Annotated in this window: 13 protein-coding genes and 1 pseudogene; 11 read left to right on the top strand and 3 right to left on the bottom strand. The window is 65.8% G+C overall.

Translation table 11 applies throughout. The features are described 5' to 3' along the window. Positions 1-238: 238 nt before the first annotated feature. The 9 genes and pseudogenes from Q2M23_RS15180 (at position 239) to hemC (ending at position 8,413) form a co-directional block, all read left to right on the top strand. Positions 239-663 (top strand): annotated as a pseudogene (locus Q2M23_RS15180) (GFA family protein). A gap of 298 nt (positions 664-961) precedes the next feature. Next, a complete protein-coding gene (locus tag Q2M23_RS15175; RefSeq protein ID WP_057018823.1) occupies positions 962-1,714 on the top strand; it encodes a hypothetical protein in 753 nt (250 codons plus the stop codon). Between the two features lie 124 nt (positions 1,715-1,838). Then, on the top strand, positions 1,839-3,431 hold the full coding sequence (locus Q2M23_RS15170; RefSeq protein ID WP_316396002.1) for an NAD(P)/FAD-dependent oxidoreductase: 1,593 nt from the start codon (positions 1,839-1,841) through the stop codon (positions 3,429-3,431). Between the two features lie 2 nt (positions 3,432-3,433). Then, positions 3,434-3,838 (top strand): cytochrome c, encoded by a 405-nt coding sequence (locus Q2M23_RS15165; protein WP_316396001.1) that lies wholly within the window; start codon positions 3,434-3,436, stop codon positions 3,836-3,838. A gap of 23 nt (positions 3,839-3,861) precedes the next feature. Then, positions 3,862-4,350: a Rid family hydrolase gene (locus tag Q2M23_RS15160; RefSeq protein ID WP_316396000.1), complete on the top strand. Its 489-nt coding sequence runs from the start codon at positions 3,862-3,864 to the stop codon at positions 4,348-4,350. 130 nt (positions 4,351-4,480) lie between these two features. Then, complete coding sequence (locus Q2M23_RS15155) at positions 4,481-5,899, top strand: M20/M25/M40 family metallo-hydrolase (protein ID WP_316395999.1); 1,419 nt, start codon at positions 4,481-4,483, stop codon at positions 5,897-5,899. Beyond that, a complete protein-coding gene (locus Q2M23_RS15150) occupies positions 5,899-6,717 on the top strand; it encodes an aspartate dehydrogenase (protein WP_316395998.1) in 819 nt (272 codons plus the stop codon). The genes Q2M23_RS15155 and Q2M23_RS15150 overlap by 1 nt, the downstream gene beginning before the upstream one ends. Then, positions 6,717-7,337 carry a bifunctional nicotinamidase/pyrazinamidase gene (gene pncA / locus Q2M23_RS15145; RefSeq protein WP_141343115.1) on the top strand — a complete coding sequence of 207 codons (621 nt, stop codon included), beginning with the start codon at positions 6,717-6,719 and terminating at the stop codon, positions 7,335-7,337. Before Q2M23_RS15150 ends, pncA begins: the two co-directional genes overlap by 1 nt. A gap of 65 nt (positions 7,338-7,402) precedes the next feature. Beyond that, positions 7,403-8,413 (top strand): hydroxymethylbilane synthase, encoded by a 1,011-nt coding sequence (gene hemC, locus Q2M23_RS15140; RefSeq protein WP_316395997.1) that lies wholly within the window; start codon positions 7,403-7,405, stop codon positions 8,411-8,413. 6 nt (positions 8,414-8,419) lie between these two features. Here hemC and Q2M23_RS15135 read toward each other — a convergent pair whose 3' ends face one another. The 3 genes from Q2M23_RS15135 to Q2M23_RS15125 are packed head-to-tail and all read right to left on the bottom strand — an operon-like array spanning position 8,420 to position 10,953. Then, positions 8,420-9,109, bottom strand: coding sequence for a DUF1045 domain-containing protein (locus Q2M23_RS15135; protein ID WP_253640462.1), 690 nt, complete (start codon positions 9,107-9,109; stop codon positions 8,420-8,422). A 9-nt stretch (positions 9,110-9,118) separates the two neighbouring features. After that, positions 9,119-10,291: an alpha-D-ribose 1-methylphosphonate 5-triphosphate diphosphatase gene (locus Q2M23_RS15130; protein ID WP_316395996.1), complete on the bottom strand. Its 1,173-nt coding sequence runs from the start codon at positions 10,289-10,291 to the stop codon at positions 9,119-9,121. Further along, positions 10,288-10,953, bottom strand: a complete 666-nt coding sequence (locus Q2M23_RS15125) for a chloramphenicol acetyltransferase (protein WP_141341832.1) — start codon at positions 10,951-10,953, stop codon at positions 10,288-10,290. The genes Q2M23_RS15130 and Q2M23_RS15125 overlap by 4 nt, the downstream gene beginning before the upstream one ends. Positions 10,954-11,164: 211 nt before the next feature. On the opposite strand from Q2M23_RS15125, the gene phnC reads away from it, so the two are divergent. After that, on the top strand, positions 11,165-11,980 hold the full coding sequence (phnC, locus tag Q2M23_RS15120) for a phosphonate ABC transporter ATP-binding protein (protein WP_028334545.1): 816 nt from the start codon (positions 11,165-11,167) through the stop codon (positions 11,978-11,980). 79 nt (positions 11,981-12,059) lie between these two features. Next, entirely contained in the window at positions 12,060-12,992 is a 933-nt protein-coding gene (gene phnD, locus Q2M23_RS15115) for a phosphonate ABC transporter substrate-binding protein (protein ID WP_316395995.1), read from the top strand. The last annotated feature ends 36 nt before the right edge of the window (positions 12,993-13,028 follow it).

Genomic DNA, 13,028 nt, shown 5'->3' with positions numbered 1-13,028 from the left:
CAGAAATTTGCATCGAGCCCTCGCGTGAGTTTTTCTCCTATCATGCGCGAGTTTTGATCGGTTGTCCGGCGCCGATCCTGACGATACGTTCGGATTGAGATCAGTCTTAGTTGGCAGATCATGCTCCTGCGCGGTTCCGCGCGAACTGCGGGCTTGCTGCGCGTTGACGTCGCTGAGACCTTCTCGTCCGCCCGGCTAGACCGGGCGCAGAGGCGATCTGGACAGGAGACGCAGCAACATGACGGGCGACATGGGTGTTCGGGCTGGCCAGTGCCATTGCGGCGCGGTGCGTTTCGAGGTGACGCTCAGCGACGGCTTCAATTCGATCCGCCGCTGCACCTGCTCTTACTGCCGGATGCGGGGCGCCGTCGTTGCCATGGCCGAAATGGGCGGGATCAAGATCCTGCACGGCGAGGATGCGCTAACAAGCTACCGCTTCCATACCGGATCGGTGCAGCACTTCTTCTGTTCGCGCTGCGGGATCTACACCCATCATCAACGGCGATCGAACCAGAACCTGTATGCCGTCAACGTGGCCTGCCTGGATGGTGTAAGCCCGTTCGACTTCCCCGAGGTGCCTGTGATGGACGGCGTCAATCATACGAAGACACCGGCAAGCCGACGCGCCGGGCAGGCACACTCCACTTCATCCCGGCCGACTGACGATCGCTGTCGGCCGACGACCGCCCGGCTCGTCGCGGGACGACGGTGAGAGGGAAGGGAGCCCTTCCACCGGTGGTCGTGCAACAAGTTCAGTGTCGTCCCTGCCTAGTGCGCAATTGCGCACGGGAGCAGGGACCCATAACCACCGATCGTCATTGTTTCACGACGCCGAAATGACGAGTCCCTTTAACAACCTCGGCCGCGGAGTATGGGTCTCTGCTTTCGCAGGGACGACAGCTGTGGTGAAATCAAGCGAGGCGTCATCGCGACGGCAACATCACCGTGTTCACGAGGCACCATGACCAACACCATCGAGGCTTCCGACGGCGGCTACCGCTTCATGCCCGGCGTCAGCCAGTATTCCTGCGGCATCGCTGCGCTGCCCGGCTTTGCCATCGAGCGCGTCAGGTTCTCTGAACCGGTGCCGTTGGGCGCGGGTTTTGCAAGGATTGCCGACATCATCAAAGCGGCGGGTCGTCCGCTGACGTCATTTGGCGCCTGCGAACTGCGTTCCCCGGCGCCGTTCACCGAGGACGGGTTCAGGGCCTTCAACGAGATCTACATCAAGACGCTCGTGGCCTGGGGTGCGATGCGGGACGGCGTCAATCCGGTGGCGCGCAGCAATGTCTGTCCGAAGCTCGATCCGCCCGGCGAGCCGAGCTTCCACGCCTTCTGCTACACGGTGCCGGCCGCCATGGACGAACCAGCCAGCTTTGTCGTCGCCGGCAGCGGCGAGTCGGTCGAGGGCAAGGCCAATTATCGCGATCATACCGTGGCCCTCGGCGACACCAGCCCGGCCGGCCTGCTGGCGAAGGCGAAATTCGTGGCCGACGAGATGGAACGCCGGATGAGCGCGTTCGGCGGCCGTTGGCAGGACACCACCGCGGTGCAGCTCTACACTGTGCACGACGCCTATCCGGTGCTCGAAAGCGAGCTCGGTCGCCGCGGCGTGCTGCGCAACGGCTTGACCTGGCATTTCGACCGGCCGCCGGTGGTTGGCCTCGACTTCGAAATGGATTGCCGGCGCGTGCATCGCGAGCGCGTGGTGTGACGTGGCGGTCGCGTGATGCATCAAAAGCGCGTGTGGGTGGATGTGGAAGCGTGCGCCCTTTCTTGACACGGATCGCGTCAACCGTTTCCCTTCGCCATCGACGTCAGCGGCTGGGTGAGCGCGGGTGCAGAACGAATCTGTGATCAGGCGGCGTGATCTGCTGGCGCTGATTGGCACCGTTGCCGGCAGTTCGGCGATGTATCACGCGATGACGAGCCTCGGCTTCGCGTCCGAATCCGCCTACAAGGGGCCGCTGAAGCTCGCAGGCGATGTGAAGGGCGCCTCGGTGCTGATTCTCGGCGCGGGGCTTGCCGGGATGACGGCGGCGCTGGAGCTGCGCAAGGCCGGCTACAAGGTCCAGATCCTCGAATTCAACAGCCGCGCCGGCGGCCGCAACTGGTCGATCCGCGGCGGCGACAGTTTTGTCGAGCTCGGCGGCTTCAGGCAGACCAGCCAGTTCGAGCAGGGGCTCTATCTCAATCCCGGCCCGTGGCGGATTCCCTATCATCACCGTGCGCTGCTCGACTATTGCCGCCGGCTCAATGTGACGCTGGAACCCTTCATCCAGCTCAATCACAACGCCTATCTGCACGCGACGCGTGCATTCGGCGGCAAGCCGCAGCGCTTTCGCGGTATCAAGGCGGATTTCCAGGGCGGGGTCTCGGAGCTGCTCGCAAAGATCACCCAGCAGGGCCGGCTCGACGAGACCGTCGGCAAGGAAGATCAGGAGATCCTGCTGCAGTCGCTGCGCGACTGGGGCGCGCTGGATCGCGACTACAAGTACAATGCCAACCTCGTGTCGGCCGAGTTCCGCGGTTATGCGCGGGATCCCGGCGGCGGCCTGATGGGCGATCCGCTGCCCAGCGAGCCGATCCCGCTGCAGGAGCTGCTGCGGTCGCGGATGTGGCGCTATCTGCAGACCTTTGCGCGCTACGATTTCCAGACCACCATGTTCCAGCCGGTCGGCGGCATGGACATGATCGGCAAGGCGTTCGCGCGCGAGGTCGGCGATCTCATCCGCTATGGCGCCAAGGTGACGCAGATCCAGCAGAACGGCTCTGGCGTCACCGTGAGCTATGTCGACACCGCCAGTCCATCGACGGTGCAGCAGGCCACCGCCGACTGGTGCATCTGCACCATCCCGTTGCCGATCCTGAGCCAGTTGCCGGTCGATGTCAGCGTGCCGATGAAGAGTGCGATCGACTCCGTGCCCTATGCAGCCTCGGTGAAGATCGGCCTGCAGTTCAAGCGGCGGTTCTGGGAGGAGGATGACGCGATCTACGGCGGCATCAGCTACACCGACCTGCCGATCCGGCAGATCGCCTATCCGAACTATGGCTTCAACCGCGGCGGCCGCGGCATCCTGCTCGGCGCCTACATGTATGGCGGTGCCAATTCGTTCGAATTCACCGCGATGACGCCGGCCGAGCGGGTCGCCAGCGCGGTCGAGTTCGGCGCCGCGATCCATCCGCAGTACAGGAACGAATTCGAGAACGGCGTCGCGGTGGCCTGGCATCGCGTGCCGTTCACGCTCGGCTGCGCCGGCGAATGGACCGAAGCCACCCGCGCGCAGCATTACCGCAATCTCTGCCAGATCGACGGCCGTATCGTGCTGGCGGGCGAGCACGCCTCGCAGCTGCCGGCCTGGCAGGAGGGCGCCATCCTGTCCGCGCTCGACGTCATCTCCCGGCTGCACGAACGCGTGGTGAAGACATGATGATGCGGACCGCAACATCCGTCGTCGCTGGACTGGCGCTGCTGTGGGCGACGGCAGCCCTTGGGCAGGACAGCGGCGCGGGCAAGCGCACCTTCTCTTCGGGCTACCGCTTCGTCGAGATGACCGGCGAGGAGCTGTTCGCCAATGTGTGCCAGGGCTGCCACATGCCGGATGCGACGGGCGCCAGCGGGGCGGGCAGCTACCCGTCGCTGGCCGGCAACAAGAATCTCGAGGCCGGCAGCTATCCGGTCTTCCTGGTCATCAACGGCCGCCGCGGCATGCCGGCGTTCGGCGACATGATGACCGATGGTCAGGTCGCCGCCGTTGTGAATTATCTGCGGACGCACTTCAGCAACAACTATGAGGACGCGGTGACGACCAAGGATGTCCAGGACGCCCGCCGCTGACAAAAACACTCGGGGAGAGTTTGATGAAATTCATCGGTATCACACTGGGCGCGGCGCTATCCGCGGTGGCGACGGTCGCCTGCGCGGATGTGGTCAGGCATCCGATTCCCAACTCGACATTCCCGATCGCGCAGGCCGTGACCGTCACCGGCAACACCACGACCGTCTATGTCAGCGGCCAGGTGCCGCCGGCGATCAACAAGGACGCCGATCCGTCAAGCCCGCAGGCCTATGGCGATACCAAGACGCAGACCGTCGGCGTGCTCAACCGCATCAAGGCCATTCTGGAAGGCCAGGGCCTTGGCATGGGCGACGTCGTCAAGATGCAGGTATTCCTGGTGCACAACGCATCCGCGCCGATGGACTTCAAGGCCTTCATGGAGGGCTACACCCAGTTCTTCGGCGGCAGCCAGCCGAACCTGCCGGCGCGCTCGGTGGTCGGCGTCGCCGCGCTCGCCAATCCCGGATTCCTGGTCGAGATCGAGGTGATCGCGGCCAAGGACTCGAAATAAGGACTGCAAATAGCGTGCGCGAAACCGCGGAGCATGCGCGCGGAAATTGAAGGGCTCGCCGTCTTGCCAAAGCGCGTGTCGCCTGTCTGAATTCGTCTCCGATCAGGCGGCGGAATTCTGGGAGAGTACGATGTCGCACAAGGCTAGAGACACGGTTCGATCGCTGCGGCTCGCGGCAGCGCTTGGTCCGGCGCTGCTGGCAACCGGCGCCGCGGCGCAGGGGCTGACCGAGCAGCAGCAATTCGCCCGCGGCATCTACCAGGAGCTGGTCGAGATCAACACGACCACCGCGACCGGCGATACCCAGAAGGCAGCGGAGGCGATGGGCGCGCGGCTCCGCGCGGCTGGCTTCCCCGAGGCCGACGTGCACGTGTTCTCGCCGGCGCCGCACAAGGGCAATCTGGTGGCGCGGCTGCACGGCTCCGGCGCGCGCAAGCCGATCCTCCTGGTCGCCCATATCGACGTCGTCCCCGCCAACCGCGAGGACTGGTCGGTCGATCCGTTCAAGCTCACCGAGCAGGACGGCTATTTCTACGGCCGCGGCTCCAGCGACGACAAATACATGGCGTCCGCCTTCATCACCAATCTGATCCGCTACAAGAAGGAGGGCTACAAGCCCGATCGCGACATCATCGTGGCGCTCGAGACCGACGAGGAGATCCTCGATGCCAACGGTCTCGGCATGCAGTGGCTGATCAAGAACCACCGCGACCTGATCGATGCCGAGTTCGCGCTCAATGAAGGCGGCGGCGTCGGTCTCAAGAACGGCAAGGCGATCCGCAACAGCGTGCAGACCAGCGAGAAGGTCTCGATCGGCTACCAGCTCACGGTGAAGGATCGCGGCGGCCACTCGTCGCTGCCGCGCAAGGACAACGCGATCTATCATCTCGCCGAAGGCCTGGTGCGGCTCTCCAATTACAGCTTCCCGATGAATCTCAACGAGACCACCCGGATCTATTTCACCAAGACCGCCGAGGTCGACACGTCGCATGCCGACGATATCAAGGCCATTTTGGCGCCGCAGCCCGGCCCGGCGGCGCTGGAGCGATTGTCGGAGAATCCGGGTTATAATGCGCAGCTCCGCACCACCTGCGTTGCGACCATGCTGGAGGGCGGCCACGCCATCAACGCGCTGCCGCAGCTGGCGACCGCCAAGGTGAACTGCCGGATCCTGCCCGGCGAGCCGGTCGAGGGCGTGCAGGCGACGATCGAGCGCGTGCTCGCCGACAAGGAGATCGCGGTGGCTCCGACCGGCAAGGCCGTGCTGAGCCCGCCGTCGCCCCTCAACGAGGAGATCATGGGTTCGATCGAGAAGCTGTCGAAGGAGTTCTGGCCGGATGCGTCGATCGTTCCGGTCATGAGCACCGGCGCGACCGACGGCAGCTATCTGCGTAACGCGGGGATTCCGACCTATGGCCACTCCGGGCTGGCCGCCGATGTCGACGACAACCGTATCCATGGCAAGGACGAGCGCGTGCTCGTCAAGTCGTTCTACGAGGGCGAGGAGTATCTCTATCGCCTGGTCAAGATGCTCGCCGGCGGGAAATGATGGCTGACAGCAAGGCAAGGACACGGGTTGCGGTCGCCGGCCTCGGCGCGATCGGCACCGACGTCGTCAAGGCGCTCGATCAGGGCATCGAGGGCCTGACGCTGGTTGCGGTGTCGGCGAACAGCCCGGACAAGCATCGCGGCTGGGTGGCGGAGCTCAAGTCTGCGCCGAAGCTGGTGCCGATCGAGCAGCTGGCCGAGGTCGCCGACATCGTGGTCGAATGCGCGCCGAGCAAACTGGTCCGTTCGATCGTGGCGCCGGTGGTCGAGCGCGGCAAGACCGCGGTCGTGCTCAGCGTCGGCGCGCTGCTGCAGAACGAGGACCTCGTCGATCTCGCGAAGGCCCATGGCGGCCAGATCATCGTGCCGACCGGCGCGCTGATCGGGCTCGATGCGGTGACCGCCGCGGCGATCGGGACCATTCATTCGGCGAGGCTGGTGACGCGCAAGCCGGTCGCGGGCCTCGTCGGCGCGCCGCATCTGGTCGAGAACAACATCCGGATCGAAGGCATCACCGAGCCGCTGCGCATCTTCGAGGGCAGTGCGCGCGACGCCGCAAAGGGTTTTCCGGCCAACCTCAACGTCGCGGTGGCGCTGTCGCTGGCTGGCATCGGCCCCGACCGCACAAGGGTCGAGATCTGGGCGGATCCCACCGTGACCCGCAACACCCACCGGATCGAGGTCGATTCAGATTCCGCGCGGTTCTCGATGATGATCGAGAACATTCCCTCGGAGAACCCGAAGACCGGCCGCATCACCGCGCTGTCGGTGATCGCCTGCCTGCGCAAGCTGCGCGCATCGTTGCGGATCGGCACATGATGAAGATTGCGCCCGACGATCTGTTGCTGGTCATCGACGTGCAGAACGATTTCTGCCCCGGCGGCGCGCTGGCGGTCGCGGACGGCGATGCCGTCGTGCCGGTCGTCAACCGGTTGGCCGGCCGGTTCGACCATGTCGTGCTGACCCAGGACTGGCATCCGGCCGGCCACAGCTCGTTTGCGACCTCGCATCCGGGCGCGGCGCCGTTCTCCGAGATCGCCATGCCGTATGGGCCGCAGACGCTGTGGCCGGATCATTGCATCCAGGGCAGCGCGGGCGCCGCGTTTCATCCTGACCTCGCCACCGAGCGGGCCGAGCTCGTGATCCGCAAGGGGTTCCGGGCCGCGATCGATTCCTATTCGGCGTTCTTCGAGAACGACCGCAAGACGCCGACCGGGCTCGCCGGCTATCTGCGCGAGCGCGGCCTCAAGCGCATTGTGATGGCGGGGCTCGCCACGGACTATTGCGTGCAGTATTCGGCGCTCGATGCGCGCCGGCTCGGTTTCGAGACCACGGTGGTGCTGGCAGGCTGCCGCGCCATCGATCTCGGCGGTTCGCTTGCCGTCGCCACCGCGGCGATGCGCGCGGCCGGGGTGGAGCTTGTCGAGGAGCTCGTCTGAGCGTCGCCAAAGAGGGGCAAAAACCGTTGTTTTGACTGGCTTTTTGTTCTAATCCCCCACCGGTGATGATCACGCGTAGCGGAGCTTTCGTGTCGGGACAGGTTTTGCGGATTGGGACGCGCAAGAGCGCGATGGCGCTCGCGCAGACAGATGAGGTCGCACGCCTGCTGCGCGCTTCGGCGCCGGACCTTGCCGTCGACATCGTCAAGTTCGAGACCCGCGGCGACCAGGACCAGACCAGCAAGCTGTTGCGTCATGGCGGCAAGGGCGGCGCCTTCGTCGCCGAGATCCGCGAAGCCATGCGTGCCGGCACCTTGCAGGCGGCGATGCATTCGCTGAAGGACGTGCCGGGCAACGAGGAGACGCCGGGTCTTGTCATCGCCGCGATGCTGGCGCGCGATGCCGCCAATGACAGCCTCGTGCTGCGTCCCGGCCTGTCGCTGGAAACGCTGCGCGCCGCGCGCGGCAAGGGCTTCATGATCGGCACCAACGCCGTGCGCCGCGCCGCCTATCTGCGCCGGCTGTTTCCGGAAGCGACCGTGATCCATTATCGCGGCGCCGCCGACACGCGCGTGGCCAAGCTCGATCGCGGCGACAAGCAGCGGCTGCCCGGCGGCGGCGACGTGGGGCCGGCGGATGCGCTGGTGATGGCGCGCTCGGGCCTGGAGCGCATCGGCATGACCGCGCGCATCGCGCATGATTTCTCGGTCGGCGAGATGCTGCCGGCGGTCGGCCAGGGCATTGTCGCGGTGGAATGCGTCGAGACCGACTGGGCGACGCGTGCGCGGCTTGCCGGGATCGACAACGTGCAGTCGCGGCTTGCGGCCGAGGCCGAGCGCGAGGTGCTGTGGGTGCTCAACGGTCATTGCAATTCGCCGATCGCGGGCCACGCCACGCTCGCGGGAGCCGAGATGACGCTGCGCGCCTCCGTGCTCGACGAGGCCGGCGCCGGCTTCATCGACGTGACGCGGCGCGGACCCGCGGACCGGCCGCGCGAACTCGGCCGCGCCGTGGGCATGGAGCTGCTGGAGAAGGGCGCCGCCGAGATCATCGCCCGCACCCGGGCGGAGGAATAGCGCGCGCTACGCCCGCAACGGCCAGCTGCCGATGATGCGGAAGCGCGATGCGCTGTCGGTCTGCTTGAACAGCGCGATGCGGTCGATTGCGAGCCGCGCGAGGTCGACCGCCGCGAACCGTGAGCGCAGCTGCGCCACGATCGGGCCGCGCCGCTCGTCGCTCAGCCGCCCTGTCAGCGTCATGTGGAAGCGGAACTCCTCCATGACGTAGGGATAGCCCCAGCGGTCAAGATAGTCGCACTGCCGCGCGGTGAGTTTCTCTGGCCTGCGGCGCGCGCGATCTTCCGGCGTCAGCGGCGCGCGGAACGCGTCGAATTCGGTGACGCAATCGGCGGCAAGCTGCTGCAGATCATCCGAGCGGCTGGCCGGGATCACCGCGATGAAGCCGCTGATCGCATCGACCACCGGTTCGATCACCGGAATGCGCCGCGCGCGGCCGGCGAAGGCGGCACAGGCATCGAGAAGCTCGGCCTCGCTTCGACCGTCGGCGAGCGCGGTGGGCGCTTTCAGCGTGGCGTGGAATCCATACTTGCGCGGATCTTCGGTGATCTCGCGCCAGTCCGGCGTGACGCCTTCGGGAAACGGCAGGTCGTCGCCCGACACCGCATCGTAGCCGAGCAGTGTCGAACCGAAGCGGTGCAGAACGCTGTCGGGTGACGGCGCATAATAGATCGCGTAGCGCGGAGTGCTGGCCATGGGACTGGGCTACGCCGCCGCAACCGTCTTGCGCGGCGCGAGTGAATGAACGAGGCAGCTCGCGTCCGCCAGATGCACCAGCCGTCCGGCCGCTATTACGGCGATGATGCGCGGCCGCAGCGGCGCCTTGTCGTCGACGACGATGATGTCGGCACGGCGGCCCGCGGCGAGCACGCCGCGATCGGCGAGCCCGGCCGCGCGGGCCGGCGCCGACGAGATCAGGTCCCAGGCCCTGGCGAGCGGCAGGATGCCATCGGCGACGAGGCGGAACGCCGCGAGCAACTGCGCCGGATAGTAATAGTCCGACGCCAGCACCGAGCAGAGGCCCTGCGCGATCATGTCGGATGCCTTGGTCCAGCCGGTATGGCTGCCGCCGCGCACCACATTGGGCGCGCCGAACACGATGAAGTCGTCCGCCGCCGCAGCGTCGCGCGCGGTCTCCTCGTTGACAGGGAATTCGGCGATCGTGGCGCCCAGCGCGCGAAACTCCTGGCGCATCGCCGGGCTGTTGTCGTCATGCGAGAGCATGCGGATATCGGCCGCGCGCGCGGCGGCGGCGAGTCGCGCGATCGAGGCGGGCACCTCGGGGCGGCGCGCCACGATCCGGTCGAGCATGTCGTTGACGGCCTCGACGGAGAGCCCGGTGCGCTCGGCCAGCTGGTTGCGCTTCTTCGGCTTGACGTTGCTGTGGTCGTTGAAGGCGAACAGGTCGATGCGGCCTTCACTGAGCCATTGAATGATCTCGGCCTCGGCCTCGAGATTGTGGGTCTCGTGGCGCAGATGGAAGCGGGTGTCGGCGACGAGCTGCGGCCGCAGCGCCTCGATCGCATCGAGCAGCTTGCGCGCATTCTCCGCGCTGCGCAGGCCGGGCTCCCACGACCAGGTCGCGCCATGGAACACGGTGGTGATGCCGTTGGCGATCGCCTGCCGGTCGCTGTCGATCAGCGCCACGTCGGTCGGGAAGTCGACGCCGGGGCGCGGCATCATCTGCCGCTCGAACGCATCGCCATGCAGGTCGATGATGCCGGGCAGCACCAGGAGGCCACTGGCATCGATGTGAAGCACGGCGCGACCCTGCTCGGCGTCGAGCGCGCCGATGTCGCGGCCTGCGGTCCGCAGCGAGGTCTCGACCAGGGCGCCGTCAACCAGCGTGCGCCCGCCCTCGATGAAAATGTCCGTCACGATGCGGCGCTCCGTTGTTTGGCTTGCGATTTGGATACGGCCTCGGCCTCGTACTTGTCGAGGAATTCCTCGACCGCGAGCTTGCGAAAGTCGGGCAGGACGCGGCGGAGCGTCTCGTGATCCCAGTCCCACCATGCGAGCGCGGCGAGGCGGTCGGCGATCGTCTCGGAGAAGCGCCGCTTCACGGGCCGCGCCGGATTACCGGCAACGATGGTGTATGCGGGAACGTCCTTGGTCACGATCGCGCCGGCAGCGACGACAGCGCCGGTTCCGATGTTCCGTCCTGGTAACAGGATCGCACCGTGCCCGATCCAGACGTCATGGCCGATATGCACGTGATGCGCACGTCGCCAGTTGAAGAAGTCGGTGTCGTCGCTCTCTCCGGGGAAATACGCGCTGGCGCGGTAGGTGAAATGCGCTTGAGTCGCGCGATGCATCGGGTGGTTGCCGGGGTTGATGCGGGTCATCGCCGCGATCGAGCAGAACTTGCCGATCGAGGTGTAGGTGATCTGGCTGTCATTCACGACGTAGGAATAGTCATCCATGCTCACTTCAAGCAGGATCGTGCGCGCGCCGACCTCGGTATATTTGCCGAGCTTGCTCTCACGGACCGACGCGGTCGGGTCGACGGTCGGCACAACCGAGAGTGTTTTTCCGGCCATCAGGGCCTCCGCAAATCTTCAAGAATCTTGGGCTTCCGGGGGATGCGCGCTCGTCATCGGGATGCTTGATGACAACATCATGACGTTGCGATGACGGCAAGGGAGCGACAAGGGAGGGGTGTGGACGATCGCCGCACCGCAGCGCCGTCGTCACATAACTGTAAAACGCCGGGGATAGCGATGGCCCAACGAGGCGCGGTTGGAGCATTACATGCTGGTGGTGGAAGGTTTGACGTGCCGTTTCGGCACGAAAGCCGCAGTCGACAACGCGTCCTTTTCGATCGCGCCGGGCAGCTTTGTCGGCGTGATCGGCCGCTCCGGCGCCGGCAAGTCGACGCTGCTGCGGATGATCAACCGTCTCGCCGATCCGACCTCCGGCCGTATCCTGTTCGAGGGCACCGACGTCACCGCGTTGCGCGGCAAGGAACTGCGGCGGTGGCGCGCGCGCTCGGCGATGATCTTCCAGCAGTTCAATCTGGTCGGCCGCCTTGATGTGCTGACCAACGTGCTGATGGGCCGGCTGGCCCAGATTCCGTCATGGCGCTCGCTGGCGCAGGTCTGGCCGGAGCAGGACAGGGCGCTCGCACTGTCGGCGCTCGAGCAATTCGACATCGCCCAGCTGGCGGCACAGCGCGCCGACCAGCTCTCCGGCGGCCAGCAGCAACGCGTCGCGATCGCCCGCGCGCTGGTGCAGGAGCCCGACATCATTCTCGCCGACGAGCCGATCGCCTCGCTCGATCCGCGCAACACCAAGATCGTGATGGACGCGCTGCTGCGCATCAACAAGCATTTCGGCATCACGGTGCTTTGCAATCTGCACTCGCTCGACCTGGCGCGGACCTATTGCGACCGCCTGGTCGGCATGGCCGCGGGTCGCGTGGTGTTCGATGGCGCCCCCGCGGCGCTCACCGACCATATCGCCCGCGAGCTCTATGACCTCGAGGCCAATGACGTCATCGGCGCAGCACCGCTGCCCGCGCCCGACGGTGCAACTGCGCCGGCACTCGGCACCGCAGCCGCGGCCTGAGCGTCGCGCATTTTTCAATCTGGGAGGCCGGGCATTTTGCCCGGCCAACAGGTGCAACTACAACAAAAGAGGGGTAGTCATGTTCACTCGTCGCATCATTCTGGCTGGCGCCGCCGCGCTGGCATTTGCCGGTTCGGCCTCCGCGCAGGACTGGAAGGCAAAGTATCCGGAGCTCACCTTCGCGGTGGTGCCGGCCGAGAACGCCTCCGGCGTCACCGAGCGCTGGACGCCGTTCGTGGCGTATCTGTCGAAGGAACTCGGCGTGAAGGTCACACTGCGCATCGCCAACGACTACGCGGCCGTCATCGAAGGCCAGCGCGCCGGCAACATCCAGATCGCCAGCTACGGCTCGGCCTCGTTCTCTCGCGCGCGCTTGACCGGCGTCAAGACCGACGCGTTCGCCAACGATATGAACGCCGACGGTTCGACCGGCTATTACTCGGTGTTCTTCGTCAAGGCGTCGAGCCCGTACAAGACCGTCGAGGACCTGAAGGGCAAGAATCTCGGCCTGGTCGATCCGAACTCGACGTCCGGCAACAACGTGCCGCGCTTCGAACTCAACAAGATGGGCATCACGAACGCCGAAGGCTTTTTCGGCAAGGTCGTGTTCACCGGCAGCCACGAGAACGCCGTCCTGGCGCTGTCGCAGGGAACCGTTGATGTGGCCGCCAACCAGTGGACCAACGAGGATGATTCCACGCTCGCCCAGATGCTGACCAAGGGCATGCTGAAGAATGCCGACGGCTCGGCGATGAAGAAGGATGATTTCCGCATCATCCACAAGTCGGCGCTGATCATCAACGGCCCCTATGCGTACAACACCGATCTTCCGGAGGACCTGAAGGCCGCGATCGCAAAGGCCTTCTTCGACGCCCCGACCAAGGACAAGGCCGCCTTCGACCGTCTGTCCGACGGTCAGAAGAAGGGCTTCCATCCCGCCACCACCAAGGATTGGGACGGCACCATCGAGCTGATCAAGTTCGTCGACGGTTTGCGAAAGAAGGCGAGCTGATCGCACGCCTGACGTCACGAGGGTCGGGCGTATAGC

Origin of the sequence: Bradyrhizobium sp. 33ap4 (genome assembly GCF_032654765.1) — a bacterium.
Taxonomy (GTDB): Bacteria; Pseudomonadota; Alphaproteobacteria; order Rhizobiales; family Xanthobacteraceae; genus Bradyrhizobium; species Bradyrhizobium australafricanum.
The sequence above is the reverse complement of the archived record's forward strand: the minus strand, read 5'-3'. Positions and strand labels throughout refer to the sequence as shown.

Bases quoted from the DNA above. Each gene is read 5' to 3' on its own strand.
- Q2M23_RS15135 (WP_253640462.1), bottom strand. From the start codon at position 9,109: ATGGCCAGCACTCCGCGCTACGCGATCTATTATGCGCCGTCACCCGAC.
- phnD (WP_316395995.1), top strand. From the start codon at position 12,060: ATGTTCACTCGTCGCATCATTCTGGCTGGCGCCGCCGCGCTGGCATTT.
- Q2M23_RS15165 (WP_316396001.1), top strand. From the start codon at position 3,434: ATGCGGACCGCAACATCCGTCGTCGCTGGACTGGCGCTGCTGTGGGCG.
- hemC (WP_316395997.1), top strand. From the start codon at position 7,403: ATGATCACGCGTAGCGGAGCTTTCGTGTCGGGACAGGTTTTGCGGATT.
- Q2M23_RS15125 (WP_141341832.1), bottom strand. From the start codon at position 10,953: ATGGCCGGAAAAACACTCTCGGTTGTGCCGACCGTCGACCCGACCGCG.
- pncA (WP_141343115.1), top strand. From the start codon at position 6,717: ATGAAGATTGCGCCCGACGATCTGTTGCTGGTCATCGACGTGCAGAAC.
- phnC (WP_028334545.1), top strand. From the start codon at position 11,165: ATGCTGGTGGTGGAAGGTTTGACGTGCCGTTTCGGCACGAAAGCCGCA.
- Q2M23_RS15160 (WP_316396000.1), top strand. From the start codon at position 3,862: ATGAAATTCATCGGTATCACACTGGGCGCGGCGCTATCCGCGGTGGCG.
- Q2M23_RS15155 (WP_316395999.1), top strand. From the start codon at position 4,481: ATGTCGCACAAGGCTAGAGACACGGTTCGATCGCTGCGGCTCGCGGCA.
- Q2M23_RS15150 (WP_316395998.1), top strand. From the start codon at position 5,899: ATGGCTGACAGCAAGGCAAGGACACGGGTTGCGGTCGCCGGCCTCGGC.
- Q2M23_RS15175 (WP_057018823.1), top strand. From the start codon at position 962: ATGACCAACACCATCGAGGCTTCCGACGGCGGCTACCGCTTCATGCCC.